Annotated in this window: 6 protein-coding genes; 3 read left to right on the top strand and 3 right to left on the bottom strand. The window is 41.6% G+C overall.

Annotated features, from left to right (window positions below; genetic code table 11):
* Nucleotides 1-370 precede the first annotated feature (370 nt).
* Nucleotides 371-2,899: an amidohydrolase family protein gene (locus tag OGX67_RS15040; RefSeq protein WP_212474300.1), complete on the bottom strand. Its 2,529-nt coding sequence runs from the start codon at nucleotides 2,897-2,899 to the stop codon at nucleotides 371-373.
* Entirely contained in the window at nucleotides 2,896-5,529 is a 2,634-nt protein-coding gene (locus OGX67_RS15045) for a hypothetical protein (RefSeq protein WP_196588620.1), read from the bottom strand. The genes OGX67_RS15040 and OGX67_RS15045 overlap by 4 nt, the downstream gene beginning before the upstream one ends.
* Nucleotides 5,530-6,335: 806 nt before the next feature.
* Here OGX67_RS15045 and OGX67_RS15050 point away from each other — a divergent pair.
* The 3 genes from OGX67_RS15050 to OGX67_RS15060 are packed head-to-tail and all read left to right on the top strand — an operon-like array spanning nucleotide 6,336 to nucleotide 12,157.
* Complete coding sequence (locus OGX67_RS15050; RefSeq protein ID WP_286526733.1) at nucleotides 6,336-8,645, top strand: tellurite resistance TerB family protein; 2,310 nt, start codon at nucleotides 6,336-6,338, stop codon at nucleotides 8,643-8,645.
* Nucleotides 8,646-8,648: 3 nt separating this feature from the next.
* On the top strand, nucleotides 8,649-9,965 hold the full coding sequence (locus OGX67_RS15055; protein WP_105561806.1) for an ATP-binding protein: 1,317 nt from the start codon (nucleotides 8,649-8,651) through the stop codon (nucleotides 9,963-9,965).
* Nucleotides 9,962-12,157, top strand: a complete 2,196-nt coding sequence (locus tag OGX67_RS15060) for a DEAD/DEAH box helicase (RefSeq protein ID WP_212474302.1) — start codon at nucleotides 9,962-9,964, stop codon at nucleotides 12,155-12,157. Before OGX67_RS15055 ends, OGX67_RS15060 begins: the two co-directional genes overlap by 4 nt.
* A gap of 372 nt (nucleotides 12,158-12,529) precedes the next feature.
* On the opposite strand, the gene OGX67_RS15065 is transcribed toward OGX67_RS15060, so the two are convergent.
* Nucleotides 12,530-15,466 carry a DEAD/DEAH box helicase gene (locus OGX67_RS15065; protein ID WP_252055192.1) on the bottom strand — a complete coding sequence of 979 codons (2,937 nt, stop codon included), beginning with the start codon at nucleotides 15,464-15,466 and terminating at the stop codon, nucleotides 12,530-12,532.
* Between the last annotated feature and the right edge of the window lie 385 nt (nucleotides 15,467-15,851).

The raw sequence follows: 15,851 nt of genomic DNA on the forward strand, positions 1-15,851 counted from the left end.
GAAATTTTTAATATCAGCATCAGATGTGAATGAGACGAGGGCAACCTTATACATAGACAACATATTTGTATCAATATAAATTTAAAAATGTCCAATACGGCATATTTAATATGAATCTGTAGACAGTCTATACCTTTGTAGATGTGTTAAATCTATGAACTGTACGGACATACTGATTGGGAATAGAGTTATCAATTTCAATGGTTACATTTAGGTGTCAATTAATGTGAGTTTTTATTCTTATTTATACGTCTTGATAATATACACCGATATTTTTTCCAATATTAATTGGGTTGCATTGAGAATTCAGCCTTGGATATAATCACAAAGCTGAATGTTAATGCTTGAAAGTTCAATTGGAAAATTAAATTCAACCTATTTTGAATTCATGAAATCGATATTCTCTACCACGTTCGTTAAGTTCTGAAATATAATGTAGTGCTTTTTTATCACTCAATCCTAAACTCTGCAAAACAGCATATAACTGATAGAACTCACCAGCAAGATCACCAGCAAAAATTCCAGGATCATCTGAACCAAGTGTAACCATTATTTCTGGGTCGCCTGGCTGTGTATAATTTGGCAATCCCATCCATCTAAATACGTGATGTTCAACAAAACTTTCATATTGGCTGATTCGAACGTTGCTTGAAGGCAATGTTTCAATAAGTACTTTTCTATCCTTGATAATCATCATTAGTGCCTGTTGTACTTTTATATATTCCTCTGCTGACATATATTCTGCATCAACAAATGTGAGTTGACTTCCTCGCGAACGTATTTCTGAGTCACTGAGCCATTCCCATAAAAGTCTGCAGTCCTTGACATTGGAACTGACAGCCTCATCAACCTTTAATGCTTCCATCATTTCTAAATCACTCAGTGGTGTGACCGAGTCTACGGATTTTGGAAGTACAGAGTTTTTTATATCCCGAGGAGTAGAGGTAAAGACTTTTGCTAGAAATCCAATATTGAGTCCTCTAAGCTTCATCACTCGCTCTAAAGTTATACTATTTATTTGCTGTCCAAATAATTCAGATCCAAGTTCGGTCAGTTCAGCTTCTAGTTTATATGCTAACCCGGTTTCTCCTGTCATTTTTAGAAGACGCCAAGTGGAAAGTAGATCAAGTAACCAGTCATCTTTGCGTATGTATACCCCTCTAGGCATTCTCTTTAACCATAGTTCAGGAGATATACCCATTGCTGTACCATGGCCAATACGATCTCCTTCACATAGTCCAAGTAATTCTAAAGCATCAAACATAGCCCGAATACCTGATAATATATGATGGAAATCTTCTCCTGCATGGTAACTGCGATGTGTAATACCAAAATGTCGGCACATACGGTACACGCTTGCAAACACTTCTGGTGGAGCATCTAACTCATTAGCAGCAGCATCAATACCCCTAACCCATAGCCTTAAGGATGGGTAGTGTTCAAGCGTATTTTTAAGGGTATATACTTGGTTGGTTAGTTTAGTTCGTAAAGTATAGTGTCTATAAGGGGTATCAAACCGAGATTCAGGCAGTTTAATAAAGTGAGTAACAAGTGCTAATTTTAAAAAACGTCCATTTTTAGCGTTCGGCTCTTTGATTTTTTTTTCAAAATCTCTTAGCAATAAAGTAAGATCACTTGCAGGTTTAGTGTCATACAAATATCTCCAGTATCCACTTAAAATATTATAGATGATTGATATGTTCTTGTTTTCGCTATCTTTAGGAGCAAATCGTCCTTCCAAATAAACAATTCGGCTATGATTAGGTAATGAACCATGCATACTTTGGAATCGTTCTAAATAATCTTTTTCAATTGGTTCGCGTAAATCTGTCCAAGTGATTTTTTGAAATTGATCAAAACCGTACTGCTCTTCACTTTGGACAAGCAATCTGTAATAAAGGTTTTGCAAGATTAAATAACAATGAAGCATGTTCGTCAAAGAGACTGAAGGTATAGTGTCTAGCCTTTTTAATAGGAGAAAAATCCAATACCTTTCTGAAACTATATTATCATTGTCATAAAGTATGAAGTTATTATATTCTGGTTCATTATGTGATATGCTTGGGGTGTGGCTTAGTAATGCTAGTGAAAATACATCTTCACAGTTTTTTGGGAGCTCTTCACTAGAGGAAAGACAACCAAAGGCTGCAGGGATTAAATATTTTCTAAGTTGTTTTGCTATATATATATGCTTTCGAAATAAGGATGTGGAAAAATCAGGGTGAACAGCTCTGGCTAATTCTCTCAGACGTGATGAGTTGCTTCCAGTGTCATTATATTTATTGCAGAAATCAGTAATTTCTCTTTCTGGTTCTGTTATTGCACGAAGCCAACAAAGCTCGGCGTGAGTGCTTCCATTCAAATGCAAATGAGTCTCATGTAATCCTTCCTTGTTAAAATACTCTTCGATTAAAGGATCAAATGGCAATAGTAAAGAATTTAATCTGTTGTAAGATGATATATCAGCGAACTGATTGGGGGCGGGGAGTTTATCTAGATAATAATCATTTTGAGGCCAAAGATAAGCAGCTGCTTGAATGGGTATGCCACTTACTCGGCTTAATATGCCTTGCTGCCAAATGCCGAACATTTGGAGTTTAACTCGTAAAATACCATGACGAGAAGTTATAAACTCTTTCACAATGAATCGTAGAGCAGATTGTAGTGGAGAGCTATCCGTTGGCTTGTGGTATAATTTCCAGGCTTCAAGAGCCCTACTAAAAACGTGATCGGGTTCTCTGGCCGCCCAAGGTTGATGGGTAAGATATAACTCTTCTCTGATTTCTTCTTCATTTAATGGGAAATGAAATGATTTCTCTTCAATAATCGTAAGTATTCGATGACTTGACAGTAAGTCACACCCTAACTTTGCAGAAGTTGATAATGATCGAACGGTCATTCGCCATCTCCAATTTTGGTACTGGCTTTAGTCCTTCCTCGGGATTTTGGTTCTGCCTCGGTTTTTCGCCATCGACCAGCGATAAATGCTTTGACAGGTAATTCGGCACTTGGAATATTTGTTATCGTATCATCTAGGGATAGGGCCTCTTTAATTATTATTCTTGATTCTTTTTTAAGAAGACCAAGAACAATCGGACAACTTGATATTAGAGTTGTAAGAGGGAGACTGCTTTTATTTTTTTTCAGAAAATCTTTTTTCTTTTTGAGTATATCAAAGGCCGAGGTTAGCGGATTAGTACGATCAGGTGAGATGCTATAATCTAGCAAATTGTGATCAGCTTCTTCCACTAAAAAAGCATTAATTAAACATGCAGCATTGATTTCCATTATGTCATCAACATTTCTACCGCCACTGAGCAAACCAGGGCGAATTCGATCTGAGGACTTCTCAAGGCTAAAGTAAATTCTTATCCAAATTTTTCCAAGTAGAACAGAAGATGGGGAAAACTCTTTAAAAGATTCTTTATTTAATTCTTGCCATGCGAGTATGGAGTTAATTAAATCTCCCTCCAACTCTGAATTGTCGCTATCTTTTACAGTGTCATCACTAACTGTGTGTGGATTATCCTCAGAAGACATTGTATCGATGCTTCCACCCCAGTCTGGGCTGCTGATACTAAGTTGTGGATAAGTACTTTTTAGCCGACGTGATACCTCTTCATGAGAACGAGCACCAAAAAGACGTTCAACTAAACCAAGTATATTATATATAGAAGAATAACAGCGACTGCTCTGACTTGATACATCTAAAAGGCTATATGCTAGAGTTGGATAAGCTTTATTCTCTCTACTGTAATTAATACTTAATATACTATCTATAGTACTAAAGCCTTCGCCTTTTCCTCTTGCTTCATCAGGTTCTCTTTTATTTAAACCAATGATACCAAAATCAATTACAGGAGCTTTTGCTTGAGAAGGGTGTCTAGCTGCGAGTACTGCTGTTGCACGTCTAGCCCAGTTCAGTGCATCTTCGTTTCTACCTATAGCCATATACTGGCTAAACTGCCTATAAAGCAAGTCTTGATTCATATTGTCCGACATACGTCGTTTTTCTTTTCCCCATAACGTAACATTGCCTGGCCCTGTCAACATATATTTTATCGATGCTGATGCTGACTCGGCGCATTGCCCAGCGACTTCTGCTGCTAAGGCTAAATAGCAATTGTTAAGGTCATCATTACTTGCCTGAGGTCGTAAATAGGCTGCGGTATCAACATCTCCATCTTGACAGCATAAATCGAAGACTGCTTTGGACAGTGTGGGAAGATAATTAGCTGTTAGATCGTCAACTACTACACCGTATTTGTATAAACTTCCCTGAGCCATTGCTCTTAAAGATTCCCTTAAAGCATCAGAGAGGTCACGATTCCATGTATTATTTATATCATCGTCAGATTTTGATAGGTGGGGGGCACAACCTTGCAAAACTTGTAATATTGAGCGTAGTGGTTGCTTTAATAAATGCGTTCTGAATAACTCGATATCTGATTGAGAGGCTATACGTAACCCACGACTAATAATTTCATCCAAGACTTTTATAGGATCGCGTTTTACATCATTCCATCGAGACGAGCAGATTTTATAGCTTGATGGATGGGTGCCATCATACATTTTACCGAAAAGTCTATTAAGTGTTTTTAAATGCTGACGGCGCGATAATGGGAATAACTTCAAAACGTATTGATCTTCTAAATGATCAAGCATTCTTAAACGCTGTTCCTCTCTCCAGGAATTATTTTTATTTTCAACTGAAGGCAGTCGTTGTGAAAACTCATCCCTGACCAATAGTGAATAAAGTTCCATATCGCCAGTGACCAATATAAGAAGGCGAGGGCTATCCAGATAGTTTCGTATGCATTCTAATAATGGGAATGCGTGTTGGGCGTTAGTATCTGCATCATCAAATGCTAGCATTAATGTATCTGTATTTAATAAATGACAAGCAATATCTATGGCCTGATGAAAATACTTCCTTAACGACCGACTATCCTCTGCTTGGGTAAGGCCTCTATCAAAAAATAATTCTGGATCAAGATGCGCTAACTGGTCATGACCATTACGAAAGAGGCTTAGTCCACCAGCTAATTTTTTGAAGGCTTGACGAAAATTATTTTTGAGAGGTTCATTATCTAGAGACATATAACTGTTGTCGACAGCTACCTTTAGTGCTCTCAATACGTTCAATAATAAATTTTCACATGCTTCCAGCCGAGTGGGATCAATATAATCAAGTTTTGAAATGCTAATGGAAGTACTGTTTATATCTGTTTGAGATAATTCAAAGGGTAAGTTTTCATACACAGTACGTAAAAATGTCGTTTTACCTGCACCACGTGATCCATCAATAAAATAAACCAACCCACTGCTTGGAGGGTATTCATTTTGGAAGGTTGGTACTGACGATTTATCACCAAGAGGGGTTTTTACTTTGGTTTGTAATATGGTGTTTTTGATGTCAAATATTAATTTTTTATATACATCTTGATGTATCAGTTCATCCGAACCCATTTTCATATAGCTATTGCATTCATCAATATTTATTACTATTGCGGTATCTTGAGCGTCCATTTTATCCCCAAATATGATAACTGAAATATTCTAATGCCGCACTATATTATCTTTTTCACTCTAAAACTCAAATCATAAAAATGAGCGAGAGGAACAGCGCACGTCGACCAAAGTTTACTAGCGGCACAGGGGGACTGTTTTATCATCAGCACTCTGAAATTTCTATCAATTCAGGTATCTCAAACACATCATCAACTTCTATACCGAGGTAACGAGCCATGCTTTCATGTCTTTTTAAGCCAACTAGAGGTCGGAGCACTGGAGGATATTTTGTTTCTTGGGTATTAGCTAAAGTTTAGTTTTTCACTTTGAATGTGTGTTGTACATCCCAACCAGATCAGGCTTTTATGTCCATGCATGATAGCTACGGCTGTATTGTCGAGGGGGATATGTTGTGAAAACTGAACGGGGATTACAACAAGTAGTCTGCATGTGCAGATTTGCCTGCTTGCAATTGTTTCTTCTATCCTTTTAGTTAACTCAAGCAGGTCAGGGCTTCTGGTCTTTGTTGTAACATCATTGTTCAGCACTGTATCTATGCGGCAGTTGCTGACATGTTAACGCAGCAACAACATACCCCATTCTGAGGTTAAAAGCTCAACAGACATTCGTACATCTTAACCGACCCCTCTTGGTTAAGCATGCTTAGCCAGTTATTATTTTATTTTAAATCAAGGGATTAGTTTTGGTTGGATTTCTGTTTTAACCCTTGCATTTTAGACGTATTATTTGGGATTAATCCACTTGCCCTGCTTCTTGTCACCATTTTCGGTGTTTGTAAAAAGCCCTTTTTAAGGTTATTGCTCATGGAGTTATGGATATTTTTAGCTGCGCTTTATGTCATTTACTTGTTGTTTTTCAAAAAGAAAAAGAACAAAACCGCCGGGGTAACTACTTCCAAGACCTTCAAAGCGCCACCAAAAGAATGGATCGCTGACATCAAGAAAAAAGAGACGGTTGTGCGAAACGATGATAGTGAAGATGACAACCTTGCAACCTTTACATTGAGTGGCGGCCGGGGTGTTGAACTTCGGGTGACAACCAATCATTACCAGAGCACCTCAAAGTCAGCAGGTGCATTAGCTCGCTGGGTACTTCCGGGTGAAATGATAACTGTAGCTGGTGTAACAATTAGCGGTGGCCATATTTACGTGGGACAACGTATGAAGCCCTCTAGTCAGGAGTCAGGCGGCTATTATGACGATGGAAGTGAGGCATCATTAATTGATGATACATGTAAGATACAACCCACTTCGTATCTTTACGAAGACAGTTCATTAGGGTACTGGCCCAGTTTTTCCTCTCTTTCCCCTGAAGCACGCGGTGCGTATGTTAGTTGGCTTGCCAGCGATAGGTCCGATCCATCGTGTCCTATAGGCTATGTTTTTATATACCTCTACGGTCTGGAAAGAAAAGCGCTTGTAGATTCTACTTACCAAAAATTCCCTGATGCTGAGTTCAGCAGCCTGTTCAATGAAGTCGCTCGGTTAAGATCGATATTCATTGAGAACCGCTCCTTCCGTGTATATTCGACCCAATTGCTCGAAGCCATGTCTATTCTGCGTCCGGACTTGGGTTTAACCACTGTGCTCGATAGCGATTCTGGTTTCAGCAACGGCATGCAATTTAAGCTGGCTCTGGCAAAAACTGTACATGAAGGCGTTCCTGTATCAGCTGAACTGGCATTGAACTGGGTAATAAACCATACCGAGTATTCGCTGCGTACCCCGGCTCGCCGCTGTGCTAAAGAGTTTGCTGCACTTTTCAAACGGCGTTACACCCTCAAATATGGTGAAGGGATGGTCGTTAAGGCGAATAAAACGCGCCTAAGGTTCGATTACACACCAGCAAGTCCTAGTTTGCGAGGTGTCCGACTTCCTGTTCCTGACCTGCCTGATCCAAGTGCATTGAAGGGACCTGTCCAAAAAATTATGGCCCTTGCTGACATATGTACAGATGAACTTGATGCTTACAGTCGCTACCTTGGCCGTAAAGGTACGTCAGTCAATGATACGGCTGCAATTATGTTGCTCCCTTCAGAGATCGTTAATGAAAGCGCAGAAAAAATATTAAGCTCATTCAAACGCTGGGCTGATGAGGCGATCCTCGAAAAAGAGGGGCGAGTATCAGTTGCCGACTTTTGGGCACATATGAATGCCAGCTGTCCAACTAAAATCAATAAAAAAGAGGCCGACTTGATGCAGGCCTTTGCTCTGAAGATGGGTTACGGTCTGGCACCTGACCCGTATTATCACCATGTGAAGGCGGATGTTGATGGGACACTTGTTCTATTCCCTGCCGCCGAAGGTGGACGCTTCTCACCTTCTCCTGAATTTATCTCAGCAGTAATGACGCTCAGATTAGGGGCGATGGTCGCCTTGATTGACGATTCCCTTGATCAAGCTGAACAGAAAGTGCTTGAGAATGCCATCAACAACAATCCTGTCTTCACCGATGATGAAAAGCGCTCTCTACATGCGTACTTAACGTGGCAGCTTCATAACCCAGCCAATATGACGGGAATGAAAAGCAGGGTTGAGTTGATGGGGGCTGCGGAAAAGGCTGCTGTGGGTAAAGTTATCGTTAGTGTTGCCTGCTCAGATGGAACAATAGCGCCTGCCGAAATTAAACAGCTTGAGAAGATTTATTCAAGTTTGGGTCTGGATCCCTCATCTGTCTCGAGCAATATCCATCAGCATTCTGCAACTGAACATGATCTCGTCTCGTCTGTACCAACTGATCAGCCAACGGCAGGGTTCACACTGGATGCTAATGTACTTGCCCGACACGAATCTGCCACGGATGATGTTCGTAAATTACTGAACACAATTTTCACCGAAGAAGAACCGGAAGAGCCAGAAAGCGCACCTGCCTCATTAACGGAGGCGGGGGGCCTTGATTCCGCACATAGCCAGCTTTATCGCAGTTTGCTGGAGAAAGAACAGTGGTCCCGGAAAGAGGCGACAGAATTGTGCGGAAATTTGAACTTGATGCTCGGCGGTGCGCTTGAGGTGATCAATGACTGGTCCTATGCAGTGGTTGATGCTCCGGTACTGGACGATACCGATGATGATATCTGGGTTGACCTGGAAATTGCCAAAGAATTAGAGGGATAGTGAATGTCTGTAACACGTATAAGAGTGAAAGAACGCGACGCTATTATTCAGTCACTTAAGTCAGGTGTAACGCCAAGGATAGGCATTCAGCATATCCAGGTTGGCCGCGTGAATGAGATCACCGCTCTCCATCAGGATATTGAGAGGATTGCTGACGATGGTGCAAGCTTCAGACTTATCATCGGTGAATATGGTTCTGGTAAAACGTTCTTTATGAGTGTTGTGCGCTCTATTGCGCTGGAGAAGAAGTTGGTGTCAGTCAGTGCTGACCTTTCTCCTGACAGACGTATTCACTCATCGGGAGGTCAGGCTCGTAATCTTTATTCTGAGCTCATGAAAAACATGTCCACCAGAAACAAGCCGGATGGTAATGCGTTACTTAGCGTTGTTGAAAAGTTCGTTACGGAGGCAAGGAAGGAAGCTGACACGGACGGCTCCGAGGTTTCATCAGTTATTCATAAACGCCTGGCAGCACTATCAGATATGGTCGGTGGATATGACTTTGCGAAGGTCATTGATGCATTCTGGCGGGGGCATGAGCAGGATAACGAAACGCTAAAATCCAATGCCATTCGCTGGTTGCGTGGAGAGTACACTACTAAAACTGATGCCCGTCACGATCTCGACGTTCGGACTATTATCTCAGACGCTTCATTCTATGACTCTTTGAAGCTGATGAGCCTTTTTGTCCGCCAGGCTGGCTATGCCGGTCTTTTGGTCAGCCTCGACGAAATGGTGAACCTCTTTAAACTGAGTAATACGCAAGCAAGAACAGCAAACTACGAACAGATTTTGCGGATCCTGAATGACTGCCTGCAAGGCTCAGCCGAGAACATTGGTTTTATCCTCGGGGGGACGCCAGAGTTCCTTTTCGATCCGCGCAAAGGTCTTTACAGCTATGAGGCGCTCCAATCACGTCTGGCGGAAAATCGGTTCGCGCAAAAAGCAGGAGTGATTGACTACTCGTCTCCTACTTTGCATCTTGCCAGCCTCACCCCTGAGGAACTGTATATTTTACTGAGAAATCTTCGCCATGTTTATGCAGGCGGAGATCCAGAGAATTATCTGATTCCAGATGAGGCACTGACTGGATTTCTGCATCACTGTAGTAAAACCATTGGAGATGCTTACTTCCGTACCCCCCGTAATACCATAAAAGGTTTCCTGGACATGCTGGCCGTGCTGGAACAAAACAGAACGATGAATTGGCAAACACTAATCGAGGGTGTGGCGATTGAAGAGGACAGGCCCAGCGATATGGATGACGCCATTGTAGAGGAAAGCGATGACGATGACGGACTGGCGAACTTCAAACTATGAGCAGTGCCTATGATAGTCTCGATCCCCGCGTCCGTAAGTGGGTTTACAAGCAGGGGTGGTCTACATTAAGGCCCTTGCAGGAGAGTTCTATCCCGGCAATTTTAGCCCGTGATCGAGACGTGCTAATCAGTGCAGGCACAGCAGCGGGTAAAACAGAGGCTTTCTTTCTTCCTGCCTGTTCGGCAGTTGCAGATCTCACTAATGGATTTGGCATCGTCTATATCAGTCCGTTGAAGGCATTGATTAACGATCAGTACCGTCGTCTTGAGAGCCTTGGAGATGCATTGGAAATGCCAGTGACTCCCTGGCACGGGGATGTGCCACAAAGCAAAAAGAAGAAGGCTCGGACAAACCCTGCTGGCATTTTACTGATTACACCTGAGTCACTTGAGTCTTTGCTCATAAACTCAATGGGCTGGCTCAAACAGGCGTTTTCTTCAGTCGCATACATCGTTATTGATGAGTTTCATGCTTTTATTGGCTCAGAGCGTGGTGTACAGCTGCTTTCTCTACTCAATAGAATTGACCATGTGCTAGGACGCCAGGTAAATCCAATTCCCCGCGTTGCGTTGAGTGCCACGTTAGGGGAACTGGAGAAAGTGCCCGAAATGTTGCGCCCGGACAAACGACTCCCCTGCGTAACTGTTACAGATAGTAATAGCACGGCCACTCTTCAGGTACAGGTCAAAGGGTACCTGGAGCGAGTGATCCAAAAAGAGGAAGAACTTCAGAGTTCAGCTGAACATGACGTTTGCGCTGACATTTTTAGACTTTGCCGTGGCGATTCTCATTTGGTCTTTGCAAACAGCCGAAAGCGCACTGAAAGTATTGCGGCAACGCTGAGCGACATGTGTGAGGAACAAATTGTTCCGAATGAATTTTTCCCCCACCATGGTTCCCTTGCCAAGGAATTACGTGAGGCGCTTGAATCTCGTCTTCAGAAAGGTAATTTGCCCACAACTGCTGTTTGTACAATGACGCTTGAGTTGGGAATTGATATCGGTAAGGTTAAGTCGGTTATCCAAGTTACGCCTCCGCATTCTGTTTCCAGTCTACGTCAGCGTATGGGACGTTCTGGGCGACGCGACTCCCCATCAGTTCTAAGAATGCTAATTACAGAAAATGAGCTTACTGTAACTAGCAGTATCGTTGACCACCTACGGCTGCAGTTGGTCCAGTCGATGGCAATGATCAGATTGATGATCTCTAAACAATGGTTTGAACCAGCAGATGCTCGACAGATGCATTATTCCACGCTGTTGCACCAGATTCTTGCTATTACGGCACAATGGGGCGGAGTTCGTGCCGACCAGCTCTGGTCACAACTATGCCAGACAGGGCCGTTTAGAAATGTAGATTTAAACGATTTCAAAAGTCTGCTTAAACATATGGGAACCTGTGGCCTGCTCACTCAACTTGCTAGCGGCGAAATGGTTGTTGGGGCAGAGGGTGAGAAACTGACTAACCATTACACGTTTTATGCCGTGTTCAATACACCGGAAGAGTTCCGCATTGTCACCGGAAACAGAACCCTTGGAACAGTGCCTGTGGACTCCCCACTGCTACCAGACCAACATATCATCTTCGGTGGGCGGCGCTGGAAAGTGACAGAGATCGAGACAGAGAAAAAAGTTATCTATGTAGAGGCGACCAAAGGCGGTCAGCCACCACAATTTAGTGGTGGAGGAATGTCTGTTCATGATGCCGTACGTCAGGAAATGCTCGCTATCTATAAGGAAAGTGATTACCGCATAGCGATAGGTAGCAAGAGAGTAGATTATGCCGATTCTGCCGCCAGAAATCTATTTGCTGAAGGCTGTAGTAACTTTCGGCGTTATGACCTGCAAAATGAATATTTTATTACGAGCGGTCAACACTGTTACGTAATTCCCTGGATGGGGGATAAAGTGGTGAATACGATTACAGCCTTGCTCCTACGCTGTGGTTATAAAGCAAATTCGTTTGCTGGTGTTATAGAAATCGATAATTCAAGTGTAGCTTCCGTTCAGCACGCGCTTAAAGAAATACTGTTGTCAGGCTTGCCATCTGCATTTGATCTTGCTACAGATGTTCCAGAAAAGTACTTGGATAAATATGATGATTATTTACCAGAGTCCCTTCTTGCGAAGGGATTTGGGGAAAAAGCGTATGATATAGCAGGTACACGCATCTGGCTGCAAAAAAATCTTTAGTAATATAATGTTGTATTTAGGGCTTAAATAAGTTAACTATATCCTAAATTTATTTACCTGTTGATTTGCTAGGCTTCAACCCCGGGGTGTTGCCAGGTGTATCTTTATTATCACGTCGACGTTGATCCGGTTTTCCTGTCGATTTAGCAATTGGCTTTGGACCTGGGTTTAGACCCATGATAGTTTTTCTTTTGAAATTTAAGAGAAAGACTCTCAGCATCAATATTATTGATGTTGTGAAAATTATCAATGGAAGCGAGCAATGTTGCAATAATTAACTTTAAATATGTGAACAGTGTCAGCTTTTGGGACTAAGTGGTCAGATCTGATGGAACTGACCACTTAGTCCCAAAATATAATATATTTTTAAGTTTAAGGGCTAACGATAACTCTTATATCCGATCCGGAAATACTTTTAATGTATGAGTAACTCGTTCCAAGCACTGCTAACTGACCGCTAGAAATTTTTGTAGCTGAAATAGCAGGTTGTACTATAGCAAACTTGAAAACCAGTTCGTGATCATGACACTTATTTCGCAATATCTCGAGTTGTTCTGGGAGTCCTTTTAGGATTCTATCAAAACCGATTGGAAGCGACTTTTGATAACGCTCCATCAAACGATCAAAAAACTTCTCACCCGTATATAACCATTTTACAGATCTGGATGCCTGACCACACACTTCGTAAACATCGTTCACGCGGGCTCCTGGTATAGCCACTCCATCAGTCAAGGAACAATATTTGCAGTGAAATAAATCAATATGAATGACATTTTTACTTTCACGAATTGCAACGAGATCGGCGATTTCACCTGCACCATCATCATTGAATACTATACTGTAATCATCAGCAATCTTGTTGTAAGTAAATCCCTGTACACTATCAAAGCGTTTTTCTGCACGCATTGATTCCTGATGAATTTTAGTTGTCCCCCAATCCCATACCTCAAGTAGAGAGATTGGCAATTTTATATCTACACTGTTGGGCGAGAAATAACGATAATTACCTAGAAGCATTGACCCATCGACACTTAGTAGCACCAGTGGTTCGCTATCCAAGTATTCATCTAACGGAACCTCTTGAGATAATGAAATTTTCAAACCGGGGCAGTGTGTTTTGTAACCATCTTCCAATAGCTTAATATTGATCTTTGTAATTAGATGTTCCAATCCATCTGTATCTGCGACGTACACAGGAATACTTAAAGTTAGGTCATCATCATAATTTGGCTTGCCCAGAACAATATCAAGAAGGTTAAACCTCTCTCCCTGAAAAATAAGAGATCTTTTTTGTTCATTCTCGATTGCTATGGACTCAGGCCAGTCTGAGTAAAAAAGGCCATCAGGCCATTTTTGCTCAATTTTCTCTGCTCGCATGACATTTTTCAATAAATCACTTGGGTCTATTGTTTTATCATTAAGTTTCTTAGAGATATTTTTACACCATTCGACCCAATAATTAATTGGTGATGAGTTCATCTCCCAAATTTTACCTTTGTGCGAGCAACCAACTGTAGTTCTATCACCTTGTTCGAAACCAGTTGCAAAAACGTTGGATTTCTTTGCACTACCTTTTTCAATCTCACTGATTACTTGATTGATGTCGTGACCTACATGCATCGTAAATCGGAGATCCTTTCGGGCACGAGATAAGCCTACGTTTTGCAATTTCATTAACTTAATATTGTGGAGCGAGCGAAATGTCGGTTCACCATTAATACGTACAGGTTCTTTAGCCACTAAATTAAGGAATCGGTTAGACTGCATGTCATCACCCGATGTGTGAATAAAAAGTGTGTTCTCGGGTTTGTTGTAAAATGCCAGATATAAGAGCCAGTTGGTGTCGAAAATAGCTTCAGTTTGAGCCCATCCAACAAGTGTTTCCCGTTTTGTTACTACGATGACTGTATCTGCTTCATCATTAATGGAAATATATTGCAGCTTCTCTCTGTTGCCAGACATTTCATTTGCTCTTTCTGGCATCCAGTTCTTGGGGGAAAGATGATAGGCTGTTGCACTAATCTTTGGATTCGGATTCAACCCAAAGATAGTATCTGCGTCTTTCTCATCTGAAAACTGCGCACTGAATGACTCTTTTTCTATTTCCTTACTAACTTTTTCTTGACTAACATCCCGGATCACAGAACCCCAGTCAGCACTCTCTTTATAGAGCTCTGACATTTGGTGATCAGTCTTTTGGTTTGCAATGTTGGCAACAAATTTTGCGTTCCCAAGAGAATTATCAACCCTAGTTAACCGGCCAATAAACTGTAATGTGACTGCAGGGCTTCTGTGCTGATCATGAATAGCGGCGATTTTAAGTTCAGGCAAATCAAAACCTTCCCCTAGCATGTCCACACAAACGATGATTCGGTATTTTTTCAGGACAATCTCTTCGAAAATTCTAGCTTGGTTTGGAACTTTGCTATGTATTAATACCGGGTTAAGATCCGCATGAGTCCTGTAAATTTCGAAGAGGGCTTCAGCTCGTTTTTGTGATTTAGCCCGCACTAACATCAGATGGTTATAGCCCGCTTGTATATCTTTTCTCAATAGCTCTACAGCCTGATCTGCTATAGCTTGGTCAGAGCGGTCTAAATTGTATTCCCGTACTGGGTGAAATTCGATGCTTTTGAAATAGCCATCATTTTGAGCATCGCGAAGAGGGTAGTTATAAATAATTTTTCCTTCTAATGCTAAACCATCTTCTCGAAATGGAGTTGCGGTAAACTGAATACATGGTTTCCCGTTGAAAGATTTTTTGATACGGCCCCAACTTGTTGCTGCAACGTGATGGGCTTCATCTATTAGAAGGTGACTACAGATTCCTACCAAAGCTTGCAGTGCATCCTTATCGAATAGTTGGAGGGCTTGCGGAGTAGCTACAATAACATTTGCTTTAGCAAGCTGAAGAACTTCTTGTTCAGACATTCTCGAGTTGATTACTTCGACTACAGGGTTTAAAGCCGTATCAGATATGGCTCCCACAGTGCGAAGTGTTACGAATTTTTCGCATTTACCAGATATTTGAGTCCTCAGAGCATCTGATGGAACCAGAATTAAGGTTCTAGACATTTTGCCTGCAATGAGCAGGGCAAGCATTGTGTCAGTTTTTCCTGTACCCGTAGGCATTACGACCGTTGCCGGGGAGGAAGGGTCAACCACCAGATGCCCCAGCGTTGCATAAATAGCAGCTAATTGAGGCTTACGTAGACCCGGAGTGTTGGTCAAGGGTACTGCAAGACTGAAATTAAATCGGTGATCCTGCCAACTTTGAAAGATATCCGTATAATTAGCTACTTCGCTCATAGACTTTTCCTAGGTTAACGACAAAGGAAGAATTCGGATCTCTATATTACCATGAGGCTAATACCTCTTTTAGAGGTATATTGTGACGAACCCGATAATTGAGCGAAAAACATATCTTAATTTTGTAGGGATTGTTACAACCGGCTACATGTAGCAAGTTGTAGCAGGGTACCGATGCAGACTACAGAAATTTCATGGAGAAATGTGTCAATTATGTTAATAGCACTCTGAGTGAGGATAAATACCTCACTCAGAGTGCTATTAACAGGCTAATCCGCCTAAGCGTGAACACTGGCTTGTGCCAAAATTACGGTAATCGCTGTAAATATTCTTGGTACTGGTTTACGCCAGATACGCCAGTCGAATCAGGAAACGCCAGTAGGCA

Origin of the sequence: Citrobacter sp. Cf118, from assembly GCF_030334095.1 — a bacterium.
Lineage (GTDB): Bacteria > Pseudomonadota > Gammaproteobacteria > Enterobacterales > Enterobacteriaceae > Citrobacter > Citrobacter freundii.

Bases quoted from the DNA above. Each gene is read 5' to 3' on its own strand.
- OGX67_RS15040 (WP_212474300.1), bottom strand. From the start codon at position 2,899: ATGACCGTTCGATCATTATCAACTTCTGCAAAGTTAGGGTGTGACTTA.
- OGX67_RS15050 (WP_286526733.1), top strand. From the start codon at position 6,336: ATGGAGTTATGGATATTTTTAGCTGCGCTTTATGTCATTTACTTGTTG.
- OGX67_RS15065 (WP_252055192.1), bottom strand. From the start codon at position 15,466: ATGAGCGAAGTAGCTAATTATACGGATATCTTTCAAAGTTGGCAGGAT.
- OGX67_RS15060 (WP_212474302.1), top strand. From the start codon at position 9,962: ATGAGCAGTGCCTATGATAGTCTCGATCCCCGCGTCCGTAAGTGGGTT.
- OGX67_RS15055 (WP_105561806.1), top strand. From the start codon at position 8,649: ATGTCTGTAACACGTATAAGAGTGAAAGAACGCGACGCTATTATTCAG.
- OGX67_RS15045 (WP_196588620.1), bottom strand. From the start codon at position 5,529: ATGGACGCTCAAGATACCGCAATAGTAATAAATATTGATGAATGCAAT.